This window comes from Rhodococcus sp. 5G237 (assembly GCF_053764735.1).
Genome location: NZ_JBSNCD010000002.1, coordinates 241,318 through 267,263 on the forward strand (window position 1 = coordinate 241,318; position 25,946 = coordinate 267,263).

The following is a 25,946-nucleotide window of genomic DNA, read 5'->3' on the forward strand; positions in this document are numbered from 1 at the left end:
ACGGCTCCGATCGTTCGATGACCTACTCGCGGGGCGGCGCCCGCCGAGGACTCGACACGCGCGGGCGGGCGCAATGGTACCGGTTGGTCTCCAATCCCGTTTTCCCCTGGTGAGACGCTCGGGACTGTCACCATGAGAAGGTGTCGATTGCTGCGACCCCGAAGGGCGAACGGCGCCGTCAGGCGCTGGTCGAGGCAGCGGCCGACCTCATCCTCGAAGGGGGGATCGACGCCGTCCGGCACCGGGCCGTCGCCACCCGCGCGGGCCTGCCGCTCGCGTCGACCACCTACTACTTCGAATCGCTCGACGACCTCGTCGCATGCGCGGTCGACTACAACAGCGAGCGGGAACTCGACGCGATGCGCGAGCGCGTCCGCGACATCGAGCCGCTCCCGCGCAGCCTCGAGGGCACGGCCGATCTCATCGTCGAACTGCTCATCGGACCGCGGGACTGCGACGGCGGCATCGACCGCGAACGCCTGATCTCCCGGTACGAACGGTGCGTCGCCACGGCCCGCTATCCGGAACTGCGCGACGTGCAGGTCCGCATGCGCGAACAGATCGACCATCTGCTCACCGACCTGCTCGAACGCTGCTGCCGATCGGTGCGACCCCGCGAGGTGCGCCGGCTCGTGGCGGTCGTGGACGGCGCGGTCCTCGGCGGACTGGGCGAGCTCGATCCCGACCCGCGCTCGCTCGCGCGCGGCATCCTGCTCGACGTCGTCGAGACCGTCGCGCCCCCAATCGAGGATTGAGGTCGGGGAATGTGGGAGCAGACCCGGACCGTAAACTCACTTGTGTGAGCCACATCCCCAACGTCCTCGCCACCCGCTACGCCAGCCCCGAACTCCGGGACCTGTGGTCGCCCGAGTACAAGATCGTGCTCGAGCGGCAGCTGTGGCTCGCGGTGCTGCGGGCGCAGGCCGAACTCGGGATCGACGTTCCCGCCGAGGCGGTCGCCGACTACGAACGCGTGGTCGAGCAGGTCGACCTCGAGTCCATCGCGCAGCGCGAACGCGTCACCCGTCACGACGTCAAGGCTCGCATCGAGGAGTTCAACGCCCTCGCCGGTCACGAGCACGTCCACAAGGGCATGACCAGCCGCGACCTCACCGAGAACGTCGAGCAGCTGCAGATCCTGCGGTCGCTCGAGCACGTCCACTCCCACGGTGTCGCCGTGGCCGCGCGCCTCGCCGAGCGGGCCACCGAGTACGCCTCGCTCGTCATGGCCGGTCGCTCGCACAACGTCGCGGCGCAGGCCACCACCCTCGGCAAGCGTTTCGCGTCGGCCGCCGACGAACTGCTCATCGCGCTGCAGCGCGTCCGGGAACTGATCGCCCGCTACCCCCTGCGCGGGATCAAGGGCCCCATGGGCACCGCACAGGACATGCTCGACCTGCTCGGCGGTGATTCCGCCAAGCTCGCGCAGCTCGAGCAGAGGGTCGCGCAGCATCTCGGCTTCGCGAACGTCTTCACCAGCGTCGGCCAGGTCTACCCGCGTTCGCTCGACCACGACGTGCTCTCTGCGCTCGTGCAGGTCGGCGCCGGCCCCGCGTCGTTCGCCCACACCATCCGGCTCATGGCCGGCCACGAACTCGTCACCGAGGGCTTCCAGCCCGGCCAGGTGGGGTCGTCCGCCATGCCGCACAAGATGAACACCCGCTCGTGCGAGCGCGTCGACGGCCTGCAGGTCGTCCTGCGCGGGTACGCGTCGATGGCCGCCGAACTCGCCGGCGCGCAGTGGAACGAGGGCGACGTCTTCTGCTCGGTCGTCCGGCGTGTGGCCCTGCCCGACGCCTTCTTCGCGATCGACGGCCAGATGGAGACCTTCCTGACGGTCCTCGCGGAGTTCGGTGCCTACCCGGCGGTGATCGAGAAGGAACTCGTGCGGTACCTGCCGTTCCTCGCGACGACCAAGGTCCTCATGGCCGCGGTCCGGGCCGGGGTGGGTCGCGAGACCGCACACGAGGTCATCAAGGAACACGCGGTCTCCGTCGCACTCGCGATGCGCGAGGAGGGTCGCGAACCCGATCTGCTCGACCGTCTCGCCGCCGACGACCGACTCCCGCTCGACCGCGCCGCGCTCGACGCGGCACTGGCCGACCGGGAGGTCTTCGCCGGAGCAGCGGTCGCGCAGGTCGAAGCGGTCGTCGCGGCGGTGCAGGACCTCGTAACGCAGTATCCGGAAGCAGCGAAGTACACGCCGGCGCCGATTCTGTAGGAAGCCGATTCGACAGGAATCACGGGAACCGACTGCCGGGGGGAGTGTCCGATGGGGGTGGCGGTATCAGCAGGGGAGAACGAAGTGTCGGTGAAACCGGGAAATACGGGTCGGGTGCGTGACGCAGCGCGAACACGCACCGCGCTGCTCGATGCGGCGCGCGAGGTGTTCCTGCGCGACGGATACGCGGCGGCGGCCACGGAGGAGATCGTCTCGGTCGCGGGGGTGACGCGCGGTGCGCTCTACCACCACTTCGCCGACAAGCGGGATCTGTTCCGCGGCGTCATCGAACGCATCCAGAAGGAAGCGGAGAGCTCCCTGGTCCCGGCCGAACCGGTCGAGGACCCCTGGGAGGGCTTCACCCAGGCCGTGCTCGCCTCGCTCGACGCCGTCTACGACCCCGCGACCCGCCGGCTGCTGCTCATCGAAGCCCCCGCGGTCCTCGGTTGGGCCGAGGTCCGCGAGACCCACCGGCACTCCTCGCTGAAGGCCATCGAGCGCATGCTCGTCACCCTCGATCCCGACACCTACGAGGCGTCGCGCACGCGGACGTCGGTGCTCGCGCATCTGCTCGTCGCGGCCGTCGAGGAAGCGATGCTGTGCCTCGCGCACAGCGACGATCCGGTGCGCGACCGTCCTGCGGTGCAGGGCGAACTGCTGCGCCTGCTCGAAACCGCGCGCGGACCGGCACGTGCGGAGGAGTCCACGCCACGGTGACGGACTGCATCTTCTGTGCCATCGTGGCCGGGCAGTCGCCGGCCAGCGTCGTACTCGACGAACCCGACGTGCTCGCGTTCATGGACATCCGCCCGTTCACCCCGGGTCACCTGCTCGTGATCCCGAAGCGGCACGCCTCCGGACTGGCACAGCTCGATCCCGACGACGGAGCGAAGGTGTTCGCCGCCGGGCAACGGATCGCCACGGCGATGCGCGCGTCCGACCTCCCGATCGAAGGCGTGAACTTGTTCCTCGCCGACGGCGTGGCCGCCGGCCAGGAGGTCTTCCACGTACACCTGCACCTCGTTCCGCGCAGGGCCGGGGACGGCTTCGGGATCCGCGCCGACTGGCGGACACCGAACCGGACCGTGCTCGACGGCACGGCCGCCACCATCCGCACCGCCGTGGAGACACACCGGTCGTGATGCAGTGACAGGTGCATACGTTCAGCCGATCGCGCCGGTCGGCGGGTCGCTCGCGTGGTCCGCACTGGTGGCGGTACTCCCGCTGCTGACCATGCTCGTCCTGCTCGCCGTCTTCCGGCTGCGGTCGCATTCGGCCGCGGGAATCGCGGTGGTCGTGGCCCTGATCGTGGGCACCGCCGTCTACGGCATGCCGGTCGGCTCTGCGCTCAGCGCCGGTGTCGAAGGTGCGGTCTTCGGTCTCTTCCCGATCATGTGGACGGTGGTCAACGCCGTCTGGGTGTACCGGCTCACCGTCGAATCCGGGCACTTCGACGTCCTCACCCGCGCCTTCGGTCGAATATCCCCGGATCCGCGGATCCTGACCATCGTCATCGCCTTCCTGTTCGGCGCGCTGCTCGAGGCGGTCGCCGGTTTCGGCACCCCCATCGTCGTCGCGACCGTCGTGCTCATCGGTGCCGGTCTGCCGCCGGTGCGTGCTGCTGCGGCGTCGCTGCTCGCCAACTCGGTCGTCACCCCGCTCGGCGTCATGGGCACACCGATCCTGACGATGTCGCGCGTGTCGGAGATCCCGATCGACGAGATCGGACCGGTCGTCGCGCGTCAGGTCTGCCTGCTCGCGGTGTTCGTCCCGCTCGTGCTGGTCGCGGTGGTCGGCGGGTGGCGCGGTGTCCGCGAGACGTGGCCGGTCGCGCTCATCGTCGGACTCGCCTTCGGCGCCGCCCAGTTCGTGTGCGCGAGCTACCTCACCGTGGGGCTGAGCAACATCGCCGGCGCCGTGGCCGGTCTGCTCGTGCTGCTGGTCGCGGTGAAGGTGCACCCCACGCATCGGGAGGCTCGCCGGGCCGCGGCCGACCGGATCCACGACTCGCGTCGACGCGTCGTCGAGGCGTTCGCCCCCTACGCGCTGATCGTCGTCGTCTTCCTCGTCAGCCGGTTCGGTCCGGTGGCGTCGCTGCTGTCGAACGCGAGCCTGTCGTTCCCCTGGCCGGGTGTGGACGTGACCACGGCCGACGGGGACGTTCCCACCGCGGAGACCTTCACCATCGATCTGCTCACCGCCCCGGGCAGCCTCGTCTTCGTCGCCGCGCTGCTGTCGATACCGGTGCTGAAGGTCGCGGTGGCCGACGCGGTGCGGTGCTTCGTCGCGGCGGTCGTGCAGTTGCGATGGTCGTTCGCGACGGTGACGGCGGTCCTCGCGCTCGCGTACGTGATGAACCTGTCCGGGCAGACCGCCACGATCGGCGGCTTCCTCGCCGGTGCGGGCGTGGCGTTCGCGCTGTTGTCGCCGGTGCTCGGCTGGCTCGGCGTCGTGGTCACCGGTTCGAACACCGCCTCCAACGCGATGTTCGGCAGCCTGCAGGTCGCTGCGGCCCAGCAGTCGGGACTCGACCCGACCGTGCTGGTCGCCGGGAACATGGCCGGCGGCACCACCGGCACCCCGATCGCACTGCAGAACCTGGCGCTGGTGTCGTCGGTGAAGGGACTGTCCGGCAAGGACGGACTGCTCATGCGCCGGATCTGGCCGCTGAGCATCGCCGGACTCGCGGTGCTCGCCGTCCTCGTGTGGCTGCAGTCCACCTCCGTACTGGGCTGGATGGTGCCTTGACGCTGCAGTTGTGCAGTGACGAACGTCGGCGTGCCGCGAATGCCTGTTTCGCCGGGGTGCACTAGCGTTGTCCGAGTGGTTCGTGCACAACCGATACTGACCCCGCTCACCGAAGCGGCGATCTTCCTCGTCGTCACCGTCGACGAGGGCGCAGAGGACACCGTGCGAGATCTGCTCGAGGATCTCTCGGGCCTGCGCCGCTCGGTCGGTTTCCGCATCCCGGAGGGCGGCTTGTCGGTCGTCACCGGCATCGGCTCGGACATGTGGGACCGGCTGTTCGACGGCCCCCGGCCCGCCGGACTGCATCCGTTCGTCCCGCTCGACGGCGGTCGGCACCAGGCACCCTCGACCCCCGGCGACCTGCTGTTCCACCTCCGCGCGTCGACGATGGACCTGTGCTTCGAACTCGCCGCGAAGATCAACGATCGGCTGCGCGGAGCGGCGCGGGTCGTCGACGAGACCCACGGCTTCCGTTATTTCGAACGCCGCGACCTACTCGGCTTCGTCGACGGCACGGAGAACCCCGAGGACGACGAGGCCGTCGAGGCGGCCCTGGTCTCCGACGAGGATCCGGACTTCGCCGGCGGTAGCTACGTCGTCGTCCAGAAGTACCTGCACGACCTCGCGTCGTGGAACTCGTTGACCGTCGAGGAGCAGGAGCGGGCGATCGGCCGGACCAAGCTCGACGACATCGAGCTCGACGACGAGACCAAACCCGCGAATTCGCACGTCGCGCTGAACGTGATCGTCGACGAGAACGGGGTCGAGCAGCAGATCGTGCGCGCGAACATGCCGTTCGGCAGCTTCGGCGCCGACGAGTTCGGCACCTACTTCATCGGTTACTCGGCCACTCCGGAGGTGACCGAGCAGATGCTGCGCAACATGTTCCTGGGCAGCCCGCCCGGCAACACCGACCGCATCCTGGACTTCTCCACCGCGGTGACGGGCTCGCTGTTCTTCTGCCCCTCGCTGGAGTTCCTCGAAGATCTTCCGCCGTCACCGGCGGAAATTCCCTCACATGAAGATTCGAGTGCCTCGACCGCCGGCCGGCCGGCCGACGGATCACTCGGAATTGGCGCTCTGCGAAGGAGTTCGACCCTGTGAACAATCTGTATCGCGACCTCGCCCCGATTTCCGAGGCAGCATGGACCGAGATCGAGGAGGAGGCCGCGCGCACCTTCAAGCGACACGTCGCGGGGCGCACCGTGGTCGACTTCTCCGGACCGCACGGCACCGACTTCGCGGCGGTGGGTCTCGGCCGCACCCGTGAGATCGAGCCCCCGGCCGCCGGGGTGCGGGCACGCCAGCATCGCGTCGCGCCGGTCGTCGAACTGCGGGTGCCGTTCACCCTGTCGCGCGAGGAGATCGACAGCGTCGAGCGCGGTTCCCGCGACATCGACCTCGACCCCGTCAAGGAAGCGGCCCGCCAGATCGCCTTCGCCGAGGACCGCGCGATCTTCGAGGGCTACGCGGCCGCGGGTATCGAGGGCATCCGGGCGTCGTCGTCGAACCCGTCCCTGCAGCTACCCGAGGATCCCCGCGACTTCCCGGAGATCATCAGCCAGGCGTTGTCGCAGCTGCGACTGGCGGGTGTGGGTGGCCCGTACTCGATCCTGCTCGGCGCCGACGAGTACACCAAGGTCAGCGAGACGTCCGACCACGGCTATCCGATCCGCGAACAGCTGCGCCGCCTCATCGACGGCGATCTCATCTGGGCCCCGGCGATCGACGGCGCGTTCGTGCTGACCACGCGCGGTGGCGACTACGACCTGCAGGTCGGTCAGGATCTGTCGATCGGCTACCTCTCGCACGACGCCGAGACGGTGAACCTGTACTTCCAGGAGTCGTTCACCTTCCTCGTCTACACCGGCGAGGCCTCGGTTCCGCTGGTGCCGACGACGCTCGAACTCCCGCGCTGAGCCGGTCCCGGGGCGTCCGCGTGTGCGGCGCCCCGGATCACCGTCCGGCCGGATCACGACGGCGCCGGCGCGGGTTTCCCCACGATCGTCCTGCTGTGCTGGGTGGCCTTCCGCCGCCGTCGGGGTTGCGGCAGCTACCGATCTGTCAGAGTGCTCCGGCCTTCAACGCCGCCGCGTTGACGCGGACGAGCGCGGCGTGTAGGTCCTGGAGTTCGTCGAGCCCGACATCGAGGGCATCGACGACCTGTCCCGGCACCGACTCGGCCTCGGCACGCAGCGCCCGTCCGGCGTCGGTGAGTTCGAGGACGAGTTGCCGTTCGTCGGCCGCGCTGCGTGCTCGGGTGATCAGGCCCAGCGCTTCGAGTCGCTTGAGCAGCGGAGACAGGGTGGGGGAGTCGAGCTGGAGCAACTGCCCCACCTCCTTGCTCGTCAGCGGCGAGCGTTCCCACAGGGCGAGCATCACCAGGTACTGCGGGTGGGTCAGACCCAGCCTGTCGAGGATCGGCCGATAGACCGCGAGCACAGCGCGGTTCGCCACGGCGAGCGCGAAACACACCTGCCGCTCCAGCGCGAGAGGATCATCGCCGGACGTGGGGAGGTGGGTGGCCGGGGACTCGACGCTCATGAACCGACGATACCGAACCGGCATGCCCCGGCCCGGATTCTCCCTGGTGCGACGACCCTCACGGGTCGTAATCGGGATAGGTCGTATGCAACCTCAGATAGCCGGTGACGTTCTCGCCCAACCACCCTTCGCTCTCCTCCGGCGTCACGCCGTCGCAGACCGCGTCGCCCTCGATGCAGATCCGTTCGACGGCGATCGTGCCGAAATCGTCGCGACCACCGCCGAGCGTGATGCCCGGTACGACCTCGCCCGGGAAGAGCGCTTCGACTCCCCGGGTGTCGCGCGGGTCGGAGTACAGCACACCGCTGATCCGCTCCGGCGGCACCGAACCGTCGGCCGCGATCTCGGCGAGGACGTCGCCGGCGATCGACGCGCCCTGTGAGTAACCGAGGACGACGAGCTCGCTGTCGGGGCACGAGCCGTGCCGGACGGTGACCGTCTCGCGCAGGCGCTGATGCCCGATCCTCTTGGACTCGTCGTAGGCGAGACGCCCCGACCCCTCGCTCGACCCGGACTCGGGCACCGGAACCACGACGGCGGGATAGCGGATGTGCTCGACCACCGTGCCGGGCGCCGCGTATCGCGCCGAGATCTTCGCGAGGGGCGAGTCGGGATCGATCGAATCCGGGGTGTCGAGGTTGCGGGTTCCGTCGACCGCGATGACGAACCGCTCCGGGCACGGGCGGAAGGTCTCCGCGCCGGCGGTGGACGCGGTGCCGGTAGTGGCAGCGGCGGCGACAGGTCCGGTCAGGCCGAGGGCGAGGCCTGCGATGATCGCCAGGGCACGACGGCAAGCGAAGGACATGGCAGTCTCCTGTGATCGATCCCGACACCGATGACTACCGCACGAGAATATCGTCCGATTTGACGTATTTCTCGTCGGAGAACCGCTACTTCGAGTGTAGTTGGTTACAAAGTCACAGACCGAACGTTCGGAATTTCGAGGGCGATCGGTCAGGAGAGTCCGGTGCTCCGCAGGGTGATGTTGAGGCGCCCCGCGGTGAGTCCGCAGCGGGCGCTGCCGGTGTCCGGATACACGACCGGCACCCCGTGATACGCGAATCGCGACGGCCCACCGAAGACGAACAGGTCGCCGGATTCGAGACGCACGTCGGTGTAGGGCCGGCCGCGCGACTCGGTGTTGCCGAACCGGAACAGGCAGGCATCCCCGAGGCTGAGCGACACGATCGGCGCGCTCACCCGCTCGTCCTTGTCCTGGTGCATGCCCATCCGCGCGTCGCGGTCGTAGAAGTTGATCAGGGCGGTGTCGGGCTCGTACTCGTTCCCGACCCCCGGATCGTCGTAGGCATCGGCGACGGCACGTCGCCCGAGTTCGACGAGCCGGTCGGGTAGCGGTGGAACGGGAGCGTCGTCGACGTCGATCGCGGTGCGGGTGTAGCGGTACGGCGACCAGTGCCATCCGAGGCACACCGTGCTCACCGACATCCGTCCGCCACCCGGCAGCAGGGTGTGCCGCATCGGCGCCGGTGGGCGCGCCCATTCACGACACAGCTCGACGAGCTCGCGCTGTTCGTCCGGGCCGAGCCAGTCGGGCACGTGCACGGCGCCCGGCGCGATCTCGCGTCGCGGACGGGAGACGGAGAACAATTCGTCCATCCGGGTGCTCGACCTCCGTGCGTGTGGGCGGTACCTACAGCCGGTGATACGTGTAGACAGGTTCCGTACCAACTGTGCCGCACGGGACGGCACTGCGATTCGACGGGGAGGTATCAGCGATGAAGGTCGAAGGCAGAGTGGCCGTCGTGACCGGCGGGGGCGGCGGAATCGGCGGCGCCATCGCTGCCGGCCTCGTCGAGCGAGGTGCACGAGTGGTGGTCGCCGACCTCGACGAACACGCGGCGCAGCGCGTCGTCACGGCGCTCCGGGAGAAGACCCCGGGCAGCGCCGTCGCGGTGGCGGCGGACGTCTCCGACGACGAACACATCCGCGGGCTCGTCGAGCGCGCCGAAGCGGAGTTCGGTCCCGTGGACCTGTACTTCGCCAATGCGGGTGTCACCGGTGTGCCCGGACTGGAGATCGAGGACTCGGTCTGGGAGCAGTCCTTCGACGTCAACCTGCGCGCACACATCCGTGCGGCGCGACTGCTGGTACCCCGATGGGTCGAACGCGGCGAGGGCTATTTCGTCAGCACGGCATCGGCGGCCGGCCTGCTCACACAGATCGGCTCGGCCACCTACTCGGTCACCAAGCACGCGGCCGTCGGTTTCGCCGAGTGGCTGTCGGTGACCTACGGCGACAAAGGTGTGAGGGTGAGCTGTCTGTGCCCGATGGGCGTCAACACACCTCTGCTGTACTCGGGGGACGCATCCGGGCACGCGCTCGGTGAACTCGCCACCCGGGCCGTCACGACCGCCGGTGCGGTGCTCGAACCCGCGGACGTCGCGGAGACGGTGTTCGCCGCGATGGAGGAGGAGCATTTCCTGATCCTTCCGCACCCGGAGGTCCTCGAGATGTACCGGAACAAGGGCGCCGACTACGACCGGTGGTTGCGCGGCATGCGTCGCTATCGTCAGGCCCTCGAGGAGTCGACTCCCACCGATTCGTGAAATCGGTGCCCCTGCCGCCGGTGGTGTCCTAACGTCACCGGTCATGACATCCGTCGACACCGTTCGCGGCCCTCTCGACACGGGTCGTCTGGGCAGAGTCCTCATGCACGAGCACGTCTTCGTACTCGGCGAGGAGATCCGCATCAACTTTCCCGACTACCCGAGCCCATGGGACGAGGACGAACGCGTCGACGACGCGGTCGCGAAGTTGAGCGCGTTGTCGGAGCGCGGCATCGACACGATCGTCGATCCCACGGTGGTCGGTCTCGGCCGGTACATCCCGCGCATCCAGCGCGTCGCCGAACGGGTGGACATCTCCATCGTCGTCGCGACCGGTCTGTACACCTACAACGACCTGCCGTTCCAGTTCCACAACGTCGGACCGGGGCTTCTGGTGGACGGACCGGAGCCGCTCACCGAACTGTTCGTGAAGGACATCCGCGAGGGCATCGCCGGCACGGGGGTGCGTGCCGGAATGCTCAAGTGCGCCATCGAGCTTCCGGGACTCACGCCGGGGGTCGAGCGCGTGATGCGAGCGGTAGGGCAGGCGCACGTCGAGACCGGCGTGCCGATCACGGTGCACACCAACCCGCACACCGGGTCGGGGGAGGTGGCGCAACGCGTGCTCGCGGAGGAAGGTGCCGACCTCACCAAGGTGGTGATCGGGCACAGCGGTGATTCGACCGATCTGGACTACCTGCGTCGCATCGCGGACGCCGGTTCGATTCTCGGGATGGACCGCTTCGGCCTCGACCTGCTGTTGCCGTTCGAGCAGCGCGTCGACACGGTGGTCGCGCTCGTGGAGGCCGGTTACACCGAGCGCATGGTGCTCTCGCACGATGCGTCGTGCTTCATCGACTGGTTCCCGCACGACGTGAAGCAGGCCGCCGTGCCCAACTGGAACTACAACCACATCAGCGACGAGGTACTGCCGGCCCTGCGCGAACGGGGCGTGACCGACGAGCAGATCACCACGATGCTCGTGGACAATCCGCGGCGGATCTTCGAACGCTGAAACGACGCAGGCCGCCTCGGGCAGCGCCCGGGACACTCAGGCGGCATCGTGCAGCACCAGGCCGAGGGTGCGACGCAGGCCCGAACGGACGGTGCTCACGCCGTGCCGGACCGGCGCCCGTGACCATCCACGCGCCGAGCGGATCGGTCGGTCGCGGGTGGTGAAGATCAGGGCGTGGCCTTGCTCGAGCACGGTGACGGTGCCTCGCGACTGCGCGCGGGGTCGTTGTTCGACCAGCAGGAACTCGCCGCCGGTGTAGTCGATGCCCACCCGGTCGAGCCCGATCACGACCTGCAGTGGGAACACGAGGTCGCCGTAGAGGTCGCGGTGCAGGGCGTTCCAGTCGCCGGTGGTGTAGCGCAGCATCAGCGGGGTGGGGTCGGTCTGGCCGGCCGCGTGGCACATGTCGAGCCAGTCGTCGAAGTCGTCGGGCCAGGGTGCCGGATCGCCGAGGCGTTCGGCCCACGAGCGCGCGACGGCGAGCAGCTGCCGGTAGAACGCCGAGCGCAGGTGTGCGACGGCGTCGGGGACGGGTGAGCCGAAGTACTTGTAGGTGCCGTGTCCGTACCGGTAGCGGCTCATGTCGACCGTGGTGCGAAAGCGGGCGTCGTTCCACAGGGCCGCGAGCTCGGCGCATTCGTCGTCGCTCAGCAGCGGCCCGGTGAGGACACAGCCGTTCTCGTCGAGCTCGCTCGTCGACTCGGGCAGGTTCAGTGCGTCGACGCGTGACTGCAGGCTGTCGATGGTCTTCACAGGGCTCTCCTCGATCGGGCGGGCAACATGGGCACAGGCCCTCGTAGGGAAGACGTCGCCGCCGTCGGGAATGTGAGTACCCGGAACCGGAAAGGATCAGCGCGGCCGGTCGTCGACGAGTTTGTGCAGCAGATCGGACAGTCGTGCGCGTTCGTCGGTGTCGAGCCGGTCGAACATCTCGACGGCGTCGGCATCGCGGGCCGAGGCCAGCTCGGCCCGGATCCTGCGGCCCTCGTCGGTCAGCCGTACGCAGACCGCGCGCCGGTCGGCGGGATCGGGGAGTCGCTCGGTCAGGCCCCGCGTCTCGAGGCGATCGACGACCTCGGTGGCCGAGCGGGGGACGATGCGCAGTTCCTTGGCCACGATGCCGAGGCGGATCGGGTCGTCGGCGCGTCCGATGACGTCGAGCGCCCGGTACTCGTGGGGTGACAATCCCCACGGCTGGAGGAGGTCGTGCCAGCGTCGGCGCAGCGTACGCGTGGTGGTGAGGAGCAGATCGCGCAGTGCGACGGGTGAATCCGACATAGTGGTCACACTACCTCACTTGACGGTTGCCACTCAATGAGGCAACCTCAATAATTACGGAACACGAACCACGAATCGAGGTGGCGCACATGATGCAGCCCCCACCCACACTCGGCGGCAAGCCGGGCAGCCGCGGCAGGATCGACAAGAAGGATCTCGAACAGCTCCGCGAAGCCCCGGTGAGCCTGCGCCGTATCGGCGCCCTCTTCGCGCCCCACCGGTGGAAGATCACCCTCGTCGTCGCGCTCATCATCGCCTCGTCGGTGATCTCCCTCGCGACGCCCTTCCTCGTCCGCGCCGTCATCGACGACGCCATCCCGCACCAGAACGTGAGCCTGCTGCTGTGGGCGGTCGGCGGGATGCTGGCCGTCACCGTCGCGAGCTCGCTCCTGTCCGTCGTCCAGACCTGGATCTCCACGACCGTCGGCCAGAACGTCATGCACGGTCTGCGCACCCGGGTCTTCTCCCACCTGCAGCGACAGTCGCTGAACTTCTTCACCCGCACCCGTGGCGGTGAGATCCAGTCGCGGCTGACCAACGACATCGGCGGCATGCAGTCCGTGGTCACCAACACCGCGACCTCGCTGGCGTCCAACGTCACCACCGTCGTCGGCACGGCGATCGCCATGGCGGTCCTCAGCTGGCGACTGGCCCTGCTCTCCCTGATCGTGCTCCCGCCGGCCATCTGGCTCACGCGCCGGGTCGCGCTCATGCGCCGCGCCGTCACCGCCCGTCAGCAGCGCCGCCTCGCCGACATGCAGTCGCAGATCGACGAAGGACTGTCGGTCAGCGGCGTGCTGCTCGTCAAGACGCTCGGAACCGGCCCGGCACTGTCCGACAAGTTCGCCCGCACGTCGGAGGAACTCGCCGATCTCGAGGTGCACGCGCAGTTGTCCGGCCGCTGGCGCATGGCCACGATGAACATCGTCTTCGCGGCGATCCCCGCGGTCCTCTATCTCGTCGCCGGTCTGCCGGCCACCTCGGACGGCATGACGATCGGCACCCTGGTGGCCTTCACGGGCCTGCAGGGCGCGCTGTTCCGGCCGCTGATGAGCCTGCTCGACGTCGGTGTCTCCGTCACCAGTTCGCTGGCCCTGTTCAGCCGCATCTTCGAATACCTCGACCTTCCCGTCGACATCGACGACCCGCGCGATCCGGTGCCCGTCGACCCGGCGACCGTCGCCGGCCGGGTGCGGTTCGAGAACGTGAGCTTCCGCTACGAAGGAGCGCACCGCAACGCGCTCGACGGGATCGACCTCGACGTCCCGGCAGGAGCGCAGGTCGCGCTCGTCGGCGAGACCGGCTCGGGCAAGACCACGCTCGGCTCGCTCGTCGCACGACTGTACGACCCGGTCGAGGGACGCGTGAGCATCGACGGCGTCGACCTGCGCGACATGCGGCTCGCCGATCTCGCCGGACTGGTCGGCGTGGTCTCGCAGGAGACCTACCTCCTCCACGCGACCGTCCGGGAGAACCTGCGCTACGCGAAGCCGGACGCGGCCGACGACGAGATCGAGGCCGCGGCCCGCGCCGCGCACATCCACGACCTGATCGTTTCGCTGCCGGACGGCTACGACACCGTCGTCGGCGCCCGCGGACACCGCTTCTCGGGTGGCGAGAAACAGCGACTGGCGATCGCACGCACGCTCCTGCGCGACCCGCGTGTCCTCGTGCTCGACGAGGCGACCAGCGCCCTCGACAACGACACCGAGCACGCCGTGCAGCAGGCCCTCGACGCCGCGCGCAGCGGACGCACGACCATCACCATCGCGCACCGGCTCTCGACCGTGCGGAACGCCGACGAGATCGTGGTCCTCGATCGGGGCCGTATCGTCGAACGCGGAACGCACGACGACCTCGTCGCCCGCGGTGGCCGCTACGCAACCCTCGCCGCTCGTGCCGAGCGAGGCGAGGCCATCCCGTCGTCGCGGAGCGAGATCAGTCCTTCAGAGTGGCCGCGAGAGCGCGCCGCAGTTCGTTCCGGCTGATCTTGCCCACTCCCGTGACCGGGAAGGCGTCGACGAACCGCACCTTGTCGGGGATCTTGTACTCGGCCAGCCCTCGCTCCCTCAGGAACTTCTTGAGCGCGAGGGTTTTCGGCGCTTCACCCTCGGTGACGACGAAGGCGCAGGTGCGTTCGCCGAGATACTTGTCGGGCATCGACACCACCGCCGCGTCGAGCACGGCCGGGTGCGCGATCAGATGGTTCTCGACCTCCTCGGCCGCGATCTTCTCGCCACCGCGGTTGATCTGGTCCTTCGTACGTCCCTCGACGACGATGTAGCCGTGCTCGGTGAGCCGGACGATGTCGCCGGTGCGGTAGAAGCCGTCCGGCGTGAACGCCGTCGAATTGTGTTCCGGCGCGTTGTAGTAGCCCCGGATGGTGTACGGGCCGCGGGTGAGCAGGTGACCGGTGGTGCCCACGGCGACGGGCTCGCCCGCGTCGTCGACGACACGGATCTCGTCGTCGGGACTGATCGGTCGGCCCTGGGTGGTGACGATGGTGTCCTCGTCGTCGTCGAGCCGGGTGTAGTTGACGAGACCCTCCGCCATACCGAAGACCTGCTGCAGCGTGCAGCCGAGTTCGGGGCGAACGCGTTTGGCGGCCTCGGCCGGGAACTTCGCACCGCCGACCTGCAGTACTTCGAGCGACGACAGGTCGCGTTCGGTGCGGGCCCGCGCCGACAGCCACGCCTGCGCGAGGGGCGGGACGAGCGACGCCATCGTCACGCCCTCGCTCTCGATGAGGGCGAACGCGGTGTCGGGGCTCGGATCCGGAGCGAGGACGACGGTGCCGCCGGCGTGCAGCACACCGAGGATGCCCGGCGAGCTCATCGGGAAGTTGTGCGCCGCCGGCAGCGCGACCAGCATGCGGGTGTTCTCGTCCACCCCGCAGATCACCGCGGACTCGCGCACGGAGTACAGGTAGTCGGCGTGGGTGCGGGGGATGAGCTTCGACGTTCCGGTCGTGCCGCCCGACAGCTGCAGGAAGGCAACGCTTTCGGCGTCGTTCTCCGTGATCGGCGCGGGTTCGCGGTCGCGCAACGAGCCGAGCGCAGTGAATTCCTCGGCCTCACCGGCGACCACGACCGTCGGAGGATTCTCCATCTCCGAGGTGACCTGCCGGGCGAGCGCGCGGTAGTCGAACCCGCCGTGTTCGTCGGCGATCACGTACGCTGCGGCGTCGCTGAACCGGCAGAAGTAGCCGATCTCCGACGCGCGGTGCGCGGGGAGGGAGAAGACGGGGAGCGCGCCGAGGCGGAAGACCGCGAAGAGCACTTCGGTGTACTCGACGATGTTCGGCAACTGCAGGACGACACGGTCGCCCTTCCGGACCCCGAGGTCGGCGAGACCGGCGGCGATGCGGGCCGAGGCATCGTCGAGTTCGCGGTAGGTGATGCGCCGCCAGGTGCCCGTCGCGTCGTGTCCGACGACGGCGGTGCGATCGGCGAACCGGGCAGCGCGGGCCGGGAGGAACTCGCCGAAGGTCTCGTTCGTCCAGTAACCGGCTGCGCGATACCGCTCGGCGAACTCCTCGGGGTAGCGGGCGGTGTCGGCGAGCGGCGTGCGCTCGAAACCGGTTGTCACGGAGCGGTTCCTTTCGGGATGCGGATCGATGTCGGGTCGGTCAGGCGCGGAGGGTGGCGCCGCCGTCGATGTAGAGCGCCTGCATGGTGATGTGACGAGCACGGTCGGACAGCAGGAACTCGATGGCCTCGGCGATGTCGGCGGGCTCGGCGATGCGGCCGAGGGGGATGCCGACCTTGAACTGCGAGAGATCACCCTCGATGGCGCTGCGGGAGCCGGCGTCGTCGTTCGGGTCCTCCCACAGCGAGCGCTGCATGGCGGTGTCGGTGGAGCCCGGCGCGACGATGTTGGCGCGGATCCCGTACTGCGCCAGTTCGAGTCCGAGGATCCGCACGATCATCGTGGACGCGGCCTTGGACGATCCGTAGGCGCCCATGCCCATGCGCGGCACGCCCGCGGAGTTCGATCCGACGACGACGATCGAACCCGACCGCCGCTCCCGCATGGCCCGTCCGACCGACCGCAGGACCGACAGCAGGCCGGTGACGTTGACGTCGTACATGTGCTGCCAGTCCTCGGGATCGGAGTCGAGCACCGAGCCCGTGGTGAAGACACCGGCGACGTGCGCGAGATGCTCGACCGGTCCGTGCTCGGATTCGATGCTCCCGACGATGTAGGCGACGGCGTCGTGGTCGCGGATGTCGACGGGGTAGGTGGGGACGGAACCGCCGAGCAGCGCCGCGGTCTTGCGCAGTCCTTCGGCGTTGCGGTCGGCGAGCACGAGACGGTGACCGGCACGCGCCAGGACCTCGGCGGTCGCGCGGCCGATACCCTGCGCCGCCCCGACGACGAGCGTGACGGGGGATGGTGCGGTCTCGGTCATCGGAGTACTCCCAGTGCATCGAGGACGGTGCCGAACTTGACGGTGGTCTCGGCCAGTTCGTCGGCGGGGTCGGAGTCGGCGACGATACCGCCCCCGGCGTAGGCCGTGAGCCCGACACCGTCGGCGTCGAGGACGGCACAGCGGATGGTGACCATCCATTCGCCGTCACCCGCGGCGTCGCACCATCCGAGGGCACCGGCGTAGAAGCCCCGGTCACCCTCGGTGGCGAGGATCAGATCGCGGGCGGCGGCGGTCGGCGTGCCGCAGATCGCGGGAGTGGGGTGCACTGCGAGTGCGAGATCGAGGGCCGTGACACCCGGATCGCGCAGGCGGCCCTCGATGGGAGTGCCGAGATGCCACAGCTGGCGCGTGCTCGTCACGGTCGGCTGCTCGGGGATGTCGAGGTCGACGCACAACGGTTCGAGCGCGGTGCGGATCGCATCGATCACGTGCGCGTGCTCGGCGAGATTCTTCGCGGAGCCGGCGAGCCTGTCGGCCGTCGCCCGATCGATCTCGGGATCGCGGTGACGCGGTGCGGATCCGGCGAGGGGGTGGGCGGTGACCCGATCACCACGACGGCGCACGAGCACCTCCGGGCTCGACCCCACCAGGTGACGTCCCGTCCACGCGCCACCGGCGGCCGTGAGGTCGACGAGGAAGCCGTTGTGCAGCGGATCGTTTCGCGTGAGGGCGACGAGGAGGTCGTGCGGGGTGACGGGCCGGTCGGCGCGCAGGGCGAGCGCCCGGGCCAGGACCACCTTGAGCAGGTCGCTGTCGTCCGAGCGGAGCAGGCGCAGTACGGTCTCGACCCGATCGATGTGTTCGCCTTCCGACGGCAGTGCGCCCGTGATCGTGATCGGGGGCAGGTCGACGGCCGGTGCGTCGTAGTGCGCGGGGGAGTGGTGGAGTGTGTTCGGAGCGGTCAGTGCGGCCGGTCCGTCGGGTGCGAAGGGCAGTGCTCCGACGAGTGCGGCGACCTGTCCGGTGCGCAGGGCGTCGGCGGCGGCGGACGCGCGGTCGAAGTGTTCGTTCACACCTTCGGCGACCACCGTGCCGTGCGGTCGGGACAGGACGAACGGGTGCGCGACGGGCCGCTCGGCCCGGTCGGTAGCGGTTGCGCCGAGGACCGGCACTTGCATTCTCGTACCTTCCGGTTGAGGAGGTCTGCTGGCAGGACCGCGCCACAGGACACACGATCACTGAGCAAGATATACGGTAAGCCTAACCTTTGGTACTGTGCCCTCCGGCGCCGCAGCGCGCACATCAGCGGATTCCGTTCCCAGCCAATCGTTTCGATCGAAGGAAAGAGGATCTCCAGTGCCCCTTGCCGGCCCGGACGCCTCACGGCTCGCTCTGTCGCGCGCACAGTCGGGCGTATGGTTCGCCCAGCAACTGAACCCCGACAACCCGCTGTTCAACACCTCGGAATGTATCGAACTGCGAGGCGCGGTCGACGAGGAAGCGCTGGTCACTGCGGTTTCCGCAGCGGCATCCGAGGCAGAGGTGCTGGTCGCGGGATTCGAGACTCTCGCCGACGGTACGGTCGTTCAGATTCCCGGTGCGCGCACGCTCGATCTCGCCCCCACCGTCGACCTCACTCTCGCGTCGGACCCCTGGCAGGCGGCCCACGAGTGGATGGTGCGCGACCTCGAACGGCCCGTCGACCTGTCGGTGGATCCGTGCGTCCGGGCCGCGGTCCTGCGACTCGCCGACGATCACGTCCTGCTCTACTTGCGTGCTCACCACATCGTCCTCGACGCCTTCGGGTTCTCGCTGTTCAACCGGCGCATAGCCGAGCGTTACACCGCCGCGGTCGCCGGTGCGGAAGTTGCTGCCGCACGGTTCGATCCGGTCGAATCGGTGATACGGGAGGAATCGGACTATCGCGACTCGGCCGACTTCGACGCCGACCGTGACTTCTGGAGCGCGTACCTCGACGGCGTGGACGAAGCGGTCGCTCTCCGGCCCGGACCGGGTGGCATCGCACGACGCTCCCGTGGTGCACGCTTCACCCTCGACGCCGACCGGCAACGCGGGCTGGTGGCCCTCGGCAAGGAGGTCGGCGCGAGCTGGGGCGACGCGGTCACCGCGCTCGTCGCCGCCTACCTGCGCGGAGCGACCGGCCGCGAGGACCTCACACTCGGTTTCCCCGTCATGAACCGGCTCGGCAGCGCCGCACTGCGGGTGCCGATCACCGCGGTCAATGTCGTTCCGCTGCGCCTGAATCCGACCGCCTCGGCCACGCTCGTCGATCTCGTAGCTCAGGTTCGCGACGGAGTGGCGCTGTGCCGCAGCCACTATCGTTACCGCACCGAGGACATCCAGCGCGACCTGCGACTACCCACCGGATCCCGCGGCGTCATCGGCCCGTCGGTCAACGTCAAGCCGTTCGGCGACTCGCTCCGGTTCGGCGACATGCGTGCGGCCGTGCACTCGGTGGCCCGAGGACCCCTGCAGGACTTCATGGTCACCGTGCGGCCGCTCGACGGCAGTGCCGGACTCGAGGTGTTCGTCGACGTCGACGCCGACGTCTACAGCGAGGCGGATCTGACGATCCACACCGAGCGACTGGAGATGCTGTTCGGCTCGGTGGCAGAGCGGGGTCTGCACACCCCGCTCGCGCAGGTGTCCGTCCTGACCGCCGACGAGCGACGGACGATCCTCGACGACTGGAGCCACAGCCCGGACATCCCGTTCGACCCCGACCTGACCCTCGTCGACCTGCTGCGAGAGAGGATCGAGGCGGCCCCCGACGCACCGGCCGCGGCGGACACCCATGTGACGCTCACCTACGCACAGTTCGGCGCCCGGGTGCACCGCCTGGCCCGCCACCTCGCCTCGAGCTTCGATCTCGACCGGCCGCACGCGCGGGTCGCGCTCGCGCTGCCCCGCACCGTCGACGCGCTGATCGCCATCCACGCCGTCCTCGAGACCGGCGCCGCCTACGTCCCGCTCGACGTCGACCAGCCCCTCGAACGCCTCGCCCACATCCTCGGCTCCACCGACCCCGTCTGCGTCCTCACCACCCGCACGACCGACGACCGGGTCGCCGAGGTGACGGGGGCGCCGCAGCGTGTCGTGCTCGAGGATCTCGACCTCGACGCCGTGTCCGATGCTCCGCTCGACGACGCGGAACGCGGTCCGCTGACACCCGACTCGATCGCCTACGTGATCCACACGTCCGGCTCCACCGGCAGACCGAAGGGCGTCGTCGTACCCCACCGCGGGCTGGTCAACCTGTTCCACAGCCACCGCGCCCAGGTGTTCACCCGCGCCGCCCGAGAGGCCGGCCGCGAATCCGTCCGCCTCGGACTGGCCTGGTCGCTCGCGTTCGACGCGTCGTGGCAGCCGCTGCTGTGGATGCTCGCCGGGCACACCGTCGACATCGTCGACGAGGCGACCCAGCGCGACCCGGCGGCACTCGCACGCCGCGCCCTCGACGAGGGATGGGATTTCGTCGAGTTCTCACCGAGCCAGCTCGAGCAGTTCGTCGACGACGGCCTGTTCCCCGACGGCACCGTGCCCACCCTCGGTTTCGGCGGCGACGCCGTCTCCGAGCGGTTGTGGAGCCGCCTGCGCGAACGCCGGGGTGCGGCCTTCAACTTCTACGGCCCCACCGAGTGCAGCGTCGACGTCCTCGTCGCGGAGGTCGCCGACGCCGAGACACCGGTCGTCGGCCGCCCCGTCGCGAACCTGCGCGTCCACGTCCTCGACGCGGGACTCGCCCCCGTGCCGGCCGGAACCGAGGGCGAGCTGTACGTAGCCGGACCGGGCGTGGTCCGGGGATATCTCGACGCACCCGCCCTCACCGCCACGAGGTTCGTCGCGAATCCGTACTCGGCGGACGCCTCCGGTCCGTACGCCCGCCTGTACCGCACCGGCGATCTCGTGCAGTGGACCGAGGACGGCCGCCTCGTCTACCGCGGCCGGGTCGACAACCAGGTCAAGGTCCGAGGATTCCGCATCGAGCTCGGTGAGGTCGACACCGCTCTGCTGCGCATCCCCGGTGTCTCCCGCGCCGCAACCGTGGTGCGCACCGATCCCTCCGGCGCCGCGCAGCTCGTCGGTTATCTCGTCGGACAGGACGTGCCCGAACCGGTCGAGGCCCGCCGTCTCGTCGCCGAGTTCCTGCCCGGGTACATGGTTCCCGCGGCGCTCGTCGTCCTCGACGAGATGCCGTTGACCTCCAACGGCAAGCTCGACCGCAAGGCGCTGCCCGAACCGGACTTCTCGTCGATGGTCTCGTCCCGCGTCGCGGAGACCGAGACCGAACGGGCGCTGTGCCGCATCTACGCCGACATCCTGGGCCTCGACACGGTGGGCGCCGACGACGACTTCTTCGCCCTCGGCGGGCACTCGCTCAGCGCCGCGAAGCTGCTCGCCCGCATCCGTGACGAGCTCGGTGTGGAGCTGCCGATCCGGACGGTCTTCGACCATCCGCAGGTCGTCGCGCTCGCCGCGCACTGCGGAGATCGAGCGACCACCGCTCCTGCCCGGCCGGCGCTCGCTCCCCGCGGTGCGATCGATCCAGCGAACCCGTCCCTCGCACCACTGTCCTATGCGCAGCAGCGCTTGTGGTTCATGTACCGCTTGGAAGGACCCAGCCCGACCTACAACGTCCCCATCACGGTGGACCTGCACGGACCCGTCGACCCGGATGCCCTGCGGCACGCGGTCTCCGACGTACTCGCTCGCCACGAGAGCCTGCGCACCGTCCTCGTCGAACGCGACGGCGTGGGGATGCAGCACGTGCGCGGAGCAGAAGAGGTTGCCGAGATCGGAGTTCCCTTCGCGGTCGAGTCCGTCGACCGCGACGCGCTCACCGGCCGCCTGCATTCCGAGGCCCGGCACGCGTTCGATCTCGAACGCGAGATCCCGCTGCGGATCCGGTTGTTCACGATCGCGCCCGACGAGCACGTGATGCTCGTGCTCGCCCACCACATCGCGAGCGACGAACTCTCCACGCCGCTGCTGCTGCGCGATCTCGGCAACTTCTACTCCGCGCACGTGCGCGGCGACTTCCACGAGCCGGCACCGCTACCCGTGCAGTACGCCGACTACGCGATCTGGCAACGCGCCCTCCTCGGCGACCAGGACGAGGAGAACTCGCTCGCTGCACGGCAACTCGCATTCTGGCGTGAGGAGCTCGACGGTCTTCCGGCCGAACTCGATCTCCCCGTCGACCGTCCACGCCCGGCCGCGGCCTCCTATTCAGGTGGCGGTGTCGAGCACCGGATTCCCGCCGACCGTGCGGCGACGATCCGGGAGGCTGCGCGCACGACCGGCACCACGATGTTCATGATGGTGCACGCGGCGGTTGCGGTCGCACTGTCGCACAGCGGCGCGGGCGAGGACATCCCGCTCGGATCACCCACCGCGGGACGGCCCGCTCCCGAACTCGACGACCTCGTCGGCTTCTTCGTGAACATGGTGGTGCTGCGCACCGACCTCTCGGGCGACCCCACCGTGCGGGAGCTGCTCGCCCGGATCAAGGACGCCGACGTCGCGGCGTACTCGCACCAGGACGTCCCGTTCGACCGCGTCGTGGAGACCCTCAACCCCGAGCGCAGCGCGGCCCGGCACCCCCTGTTCCAGGTGATGGTGCAGTATCAGAGCCCGCCCGCCATCACGGGATTCGACGACCTGAAGCCCACACCCTCGTTCGTCGCGAACGACACCGCGATGTTCGACCTCACCTTCGACGTCATCGAGGAATCCGACGGCGGTCTGTGCGTGCGCGTCGAGTACGCCCGCGACCTGTTCGACGAGTCGTCCGCCGAGGCCTTCGCCGCCCGGGTCGAGCGGGCGTTCGCCGCGGTGTGCGCCGATCCGGACGCGAGGCTCTCGCAGCTCGATCTGCTCACCGGCTCCGAGCGTGAGGTGCTGCGTGCCGGCGATGCCACCCCGCTGCCGGATCCGTCCGGCCCGCACCGTGGCAGCGCCGACTGCTCGGCGACCCGCAGCCTGCCCGAGCTGTTCGCCCGCACCGTGGAGCGCTACGGCGACGAGACCGCGCTGGTCACGCCGTCGAGCCGCCTGACCTTCCGCGACCTCGACGCCTGGTCCGACCGGATCGCCCGTCACCTCGTAGCCGACGGGATCGGTCCCGAAGACATCGTGGGACTGAGTCTTCCGCGGGAATCCGTGCTGGTCGCGGCGATCCTCGGCGTGTGGAAGTCGGGAGCGGCGTATCTGGTGCTCGACCAGGAACAGCCGGTGGAGCGGAACGAGTACATGCTCCGCGACGCCGGTGTGGGTGTCGTACTCGATGCCGACGCGGTCGGATCGATCACCGATCACCGCCCGGACGTGCACCTGCCGGTCGTGCATCCGGACACCACCGCCTATCTCGTCTACACCTCCGGATCCACCGGCACCCCGAAGGGCGTGGTGGTGCCGCACCGCGGTGTCGTGAACCTGTGGGAGACGGTGCGCACCCGTACCGTCGGCGATCCCGCGACGCGCCGCCGCACCGTGCTGCTGAGCTACACCTTCGCGTTCGACTCGTCCGTCGAGCCTCTCCTCGCGATGCTGGGCGGCCACACCGTGCACGTGCTCGCCGAGGACCTCATGGCCGATGCCGAGGGCATCGTCCGGTACGTCCGGGAACACCGCATCGACGCGCTCGACTGCGGTCCGGTGCTCGCCGGTCGACTGCTCGCCGAGGGACTCCTCGACCCCGCCGCACCGCATCGTCCCGAGTCGATGGTGCTCGGCGGCGAAGCGGTACCCGGTGACCTGTGGACGCAGTTCGCCGCGGAAACCGATGTGCGTGTGAGCAACATGTACGGTCCGACGGAATGCACCGTCGACGCGACCGGCGTCGTACTCACCCCGGGAAGCATCCCGAACATCGGAACCCCGATCCACGGCGGCCGGGTGTACGTCCTCGACGCGTACCTGCGGCAGGTGCCCCCGGGCGTGCCCGGCGAACTGTATGTCGGTGGTCCGCACGTCACTCGCGGTTATCTCGGCCGGAGCGCGCAGACCGCGGGACGGTTCGTGGCCGACCCTTTCGGCGCCGACGGCGAGCGTCTGTACCGCACCGGCGATCTGGTGCGCTGGAGGGTCTCCCGGACCGACGGCCCGGTGCTCGACTACCTCGGCCGGACCGACGACCAGGTGAAGATCCGCGGCTTCCGCATCGAACTCGGCGAGATCGAGACCGTGCTCGGCGGCCATCCCGCGGTGAGTGCCGTGGCGGTCGTGGTCCGCGAGGACGAACCGGGCCGCAAACGGCTCGTCGCCTATGCGGCCGGAACGGCGGACCCCGACAACCTCCGGATGTACGTCGCCGACCGGCTGCCCGACCACATGGTTCCCGCCGTCACGGTCGTGCTCGACGAACTGCCGGTCACCCGCAACGGAAAGATCGACCGCAGAGCACTTCCCGAGCCGGTCTTCACCCCGGTCACCGAGAGTCGCCTGCCGGCGGATGAACTCGAACAGCGCCTGTGCGAGCTGACGGCGGGTGTGCTCGGACTCGACGCCGTGGGCCCCGACGACGACTTCTTCGCTCTCGGTGGCGATTCGATCGTCTCCATCCAGTTGGTGTCCGCGGCGCGCGCCACCGGGATCCGGTTCACTGCACGACACGTCTTCGAACACCGCAGTCCGGCGGGACTCGCCCGCGTCGCAGAGATCGAGGACGGACCCGGGACGGTCGACGTGGAGGCGGCACTCGGGGAGGTCCCGGCAACCCCGATCGTCCACGACATGCTCGACCGCGGTGGACCGTACGCCCGCTACGCGCAGTCGCGGCTGCTCCTCGCGCCCGCAGGACTGACGCTCGAGCGGCTGACCGACGGCGTCCAGGCCCTGCTCGACACGCACGACGCCCTGCGGGCCGTCTTCGATCCGCAGGCACGCACGTTCGACGTCCGCCCGGTCGGTTCCGTCGATGCCGGGGATGTCGTGACCCGCGTGGATATCTCGAATTCGACCGACCTGCAGGAGATGATCGTCGCCGCGACCGGGACCGCCTACGCCGAACTCGATCCCGCCGCCGGCGCGCTCGTGCGCGTGATCTTCTTCGACGCCGGTCCCGACGCACCGGGGCGGGTGTTCGTCGCGGTGCACCACCTCGTCGTCGACGGTGTGTCGTGGCGCATCCTGGTGCCCGATCTCGCCGGTGCGGTCGACGGTGTCGCTCCGGTGCGCGCGGGTACGTCGCTGCGCCGCTGGGCGCGGGGACTGCTCGACGGGGTGCCGGCGCGCAGATCCGAACTGTCGTTGTGGCGGCGGATCCTCGCCCCGGCGGGACGCGTGCGTCTGGCGTCCGGTGATCCGGATCCCGTGCGACACACCATGGCAGAAACCGCGAAGGTGCAGGTCGAGGTTCCGTCCGATCTCACCGACGCGCTGCTCACCACCGTTCCGGAGAGGTTCCACGCCGGCGTCGAGGACGTGCTGCTCACGGCATTGGCGTTGGCGTCCGCGCGGGTCTGCGGCGCCGGGGCCGTCGCGGTCGACCTCGAAGGACACGGCCGTGAGGAACAGGCCGTTCCGGGGGCGGATCTCTCGCGCACGGTGGGATGGTTCACCACGCTCTATCCGGTGCGCCTCGACGTCGGAGGACTCGACGTCACCGACGCGTACGCCGGGGGCGCGAGCGCGGGCGACGCGCTGAAACGCGTGAAGGAGCAATTGCGGGAGATCCCGGACAGCGGAATCGGATTCGGGATGTTGCGACATCTCGACCCGGTGGGTGCCCCGGAACTCGCGAGCGTCGGTGCCGTGGACATCGGATTCAACTACCTCGGCCGGTTCACGCTGGGTGAGACCGAGGGGCAGGCATGGGCCGGTGCCCCGGAGAGTTCGGCGCTCGGCGGTGCCACCGAAGCCGACATGCCCGTGGCACACGCCGTCGAGATCGGTGTGCTCACCGACGATTCCGGAGCCGATCCGGTGCTGCGCGGAATGTTCGGGTACAGCCCCGATCTCGTTCCTGCGGAGACGGTGTCGGCGTTGGCCGACGAGTGGATCGCGGCGCTGCGTGCGCTCGCCGGGCACGCGTCGGACGAGGATGCGGGCGGGTTCACACCGTCCGACCTCACGCTCGACGACCTCGACCAGTCGGAGATCGACGATTTCGCGCTCGAATTCGGCTGAGGGCGGAGCGCTTGGCGGGGCGGTCTCTTTCGGTTAGCCTAACCAATCGTG

At 69.3% G+C, this 25,946-nt stretch carries 19 protein-coding genes; 11 read left to right on the forward strand and 8 right to left on the reverse strand.

Annotated features, from left to right (window positions below; all coding sequences use genetic code 11):
• Positions 1-140: 140 nt before the first annotated feature.
• The 7 genes from ACWPOC_RS04505 to ACWPOC_RS04535 all read left to right on the forward strand — a co-directional run bounded on the left by ACWPOC_RS04505 (position 141) and on the right by ACWPOC_RS04535 (position 6,888).
• The gene (locus ACWPOC_RS04505; protein WP_120281415.1) at positions 141-755 is read left to right on the forward strand and encodes a TetR/AcrR family transcriptional regulator; all 615 of its coding nucleotides are present in this window, start codon (positions 141-143) and stop codon (positions 753-755) included.
• Positions 756-799: 44 nt separating this feature from the next.
• On the forward strand, positions 800-2,221 hold the full coding sequence (purB, locus tag ACWPOC_RS04510) for an adenylosuccinate lyase (protein ID WP_120281416.1): 1,422 nt from the start codon (positions 800-802) through the stop codon (positions 2,219-2,221).
• A 114-nt stretch (positions 2,222-2,335) separates the two neighbouring features.
• The gene (locus tag ACWPOC_RS04515) at positions 2,336-2,938 is read left to right on the forward strand and encodes a TetR/AcrR family transcriptional regulator (protein WP_120281417.1); all 603 of its coding nucleotides are present in this window, start codon (positions 2,336-2,338) and stop codon (positions 2,936-2,938) included.
• Positions 2,935-3,363, forward strand: a complete 429-nt coding sequence (locus ACWPOC_RS04520; protein ID WP_159416724.1) for an HIT family protein — start codon at positions 2,935-2,937, stop codon at positions 3,361-3,363. Before ACWPOC_RS04515 ends, ACWPOC_RS04520 begins: the two co-directional genes overlap by 4 nt.
• Before the next feature lie 4 nt (positions 3,364-3,367).
• On the forward strand, positions 3,368-4,969 hold the full coding sequence (locus tag ACWPOC_RS04525; protein ID WP_455408076.1) for an L-lactate permease: 1,602 nt from the start codon (positions 3,368-3,370) through the stop codon (positions 4,967-4,969).
• 39 nt (positions 4,970-5,008) lie between these two features.
• Complete coding sequence (locus tag ACWPOC_RS04530) at positions 5,009-6,073, forward strand: Dyp-type peroxidase (protein ID WP_419150175.1); 1,065 nt, start codon at positions 5,009-5,011, stop codon at positions 6,071-6,073.
• Positions 6,070-6,888 carry a family 1 encapsulin nanocompartment shell protein gene (locus ACWPOC_RS04535; protein ID WP_159416721.1) on the forward strand — a complete coding sequence of 273 codons (819 nt, stop codon included), beginning with the start codon at positions 6,070-6,072 and terminating at the stop codon, positions 6,886-6,888. The genes ACWPOC_RS04530 and ACWPOC_RS04535 overlap by 4 nt, the downstream gene beginning before the upstream one ends.
• A 145-nt stretch (positions 6,889-7,033) precedes the next feature.
• Here the strand turns inward: ACWPOC_RS04535 and ACWPOC_RS04540 are convergent, their stop codons facing one another.
• From ACWPOC_RS04540 to ACWPOC_RS04550, 3 genes are all read right to left on the reverse strand, one after another.
• A complete protein-coding gene (locus ACWPOC_RS04540; RefSeq protein ID WP_268655141.1) occupies positions 7,034-7,513 on the reverse strand; it encodes a MarR family winged helix-turn-helix transcriptional regulator in 480 nt (159 codons plus the stop codon).
• Between the two features lie 58 nt (positions 7,514-7,571).
• Entirely contained in the window at positions 7,572-8,318 is a 747-nt protein-coding gene (locus ACWPOC_RS04545; protein WP_455408077.1) for a cutinase family protein, read from the reverse strand.
• A gap of 149 nt (positions 8,319-8,467) precedes the next feature.
• Positions 8,468-9,130: an alpha-ketoglutarate-dependent dioxygenase AlkB family protein gene (locus tag ACWPOC_RS04550; RefSeq protein ID WP_455408078.1), complete on the reverse strand. Its 663-nt coding sequence runs from the start codon at positions 9,128-9,130 to the stop codon at positions 8,468-8,470.
• Between the two features lie 119 nt (positions 9,131-9,249).
• Here ACWPOC_RS04550 and ACWPOC_RS04555 point away from each other — a divergent pair, with 119 nt between their 5' ends.
• Together ACWPOC_RS04555 and ACWPOC_RS04560 are read left to right on the forward strand one after the other, a co-directional pair.
• Positions 9,250-10,080: an SDR family oxidoreductase gene (locus ACWPOC_RS04555; protein ID WP_159416718.1), complete on the forward strand. Its 831-nt coding sequence runs from the start codon at positions 9,250-9,252 to the stop codon at positions 10,078-10,080.
• 43 nt (positions 10,081-10,123) lie between these two features.
• A complete protein-coding gene (locus ACWPOC_RS04560; protein WP_455408079.1) occupies positions 10,124-11,095 on the forward strand; it encodes a phosphotriesterase family protein in 972 nt (323 codons plus the stop codon).
• Between the two features lie 36 nt (positions 11,096-11,131).
• Here the strand turns inward: ACWPOC_RS04560 and ACWPOC_RS04565 are convergent, their stop codons facing one another.
• Both ACWPOC_RS04565 and ACWPOC_RS04570 read right to left on the reverse strand, forming a co-directional pair.
• Complete coding sequence (locus tag ACWPOC_RS04565; protein ID WP_455408080.1) at positions 11,132-11,848, reverse strand: 2OG-Fe(II) oxygenase; 717 nt, start codon at positions 11,846-11,848, stop codon at positions 11,132-11,134.
• 96 nt (positions 11,849-11,944) lie between these two features.
• A complete protein-coding gene (locus ACWPOC_RS04570; RefSeq protein WP_455408081.1) occupies positions 11,945-12,373 on the reverse strand; it encodes a MarR family winged helix-turn-helix transcriptional regulator in 429 nt (142 codons plus the stop codon).
• 89 nt (positions 12,374-12,462) lie between these two features.
• On the opposite strand from ACWPOC_RS04570, the gene ACWPOC_RS04575 reads away from it, so the two are divergent.
• Positions 12,463-14,361 (forward strand): ABC transporter ATP-binding protein, encoded by a 1,899-nt coding sequence (locus tag ACWPOC_RS04575; RefSeq protein ID WP_120281429.1) that lies wholly within the window; start codon positions 12,463-12,465, stop codon positions 14,359-14,361.
• Here the strand turns inward: ACWPOC_RS04575 and ACWPOC_RS04580 are convergent.
• Genes ACWPOC_RS04580 through ACWPOC_RS04590 form a run of 3 tightly spaced genes read right to left on the reverse strand, consistent with a single transcriptional unit; the run spans position 14,312 to position 17,923 of the window.
• Positions 14,312-15,961, reverse strand: a complete 1,650-nt coding sequence (locus ACWPOC_RS04580) for a (2,3-dihydroxybenzoyl)adenylate synthase (protein ID WP_455408082.1) — start codon at positions 15,959-15,961, stop codon at positions 14,312-14,314. The genes ACWPOC_RS04575 and ACWPOC_RS04580 overlap by 50 nt on opposite strands.
• A 40-nt stretch (positions 15,962-16,001) precedes the next feature.
• Positions 16,002-16,784 (reverse strand): 2,3-dihydro-2,3-dihydroxybenzoate dehydrogenase, encoded by a 783-nt coding sequence (locus ACWPOC_RS04585; RefSeq protein ID WP_120281431.1) that lies wholly within the window; start codon positions 16,782-16,784, stop codon positions 16,002-16,004.
• The gene (locus ACWPOC_RS04590) at positions 16,781-17,923 is read right to left on the reverse strand and encodes an isochorismate synthase (RefSeq protein ID WP_455408083.1); all 1,143 of its coding nucleotides are present in this window, start codon (positions 17,921-17,923) and stop codon (positions 16,781-16,783) included. Before ACWPOC_RS04590 ends, ACWPOC_RS04585 begins: the two co-directional genes overlap by 4 nt.
• Positions 17,924-18,101: 178 nt before the next feature.
• Between ACWPOC_RS04590 and ACWPOC_RS04595 the strand changes: the two genes are divergently transcribed.
• Positions 18,102-25,895 carry an amino acid adenylation domain-containing protein gene (locus tag ACWPOC_RS04595; RefSeq protein WP_455408084.1) on the forward strand — a complete coding sequence of 2,598 codons (7,794 nt, stop codon included), beginning with the start codon at positions 18,102-18,104 and terminating at the stop codon, positions 25,893-25,895.
• The last annotated feature ends 51 nt before the right edge of the window (positions 25,896-25,946 follow it).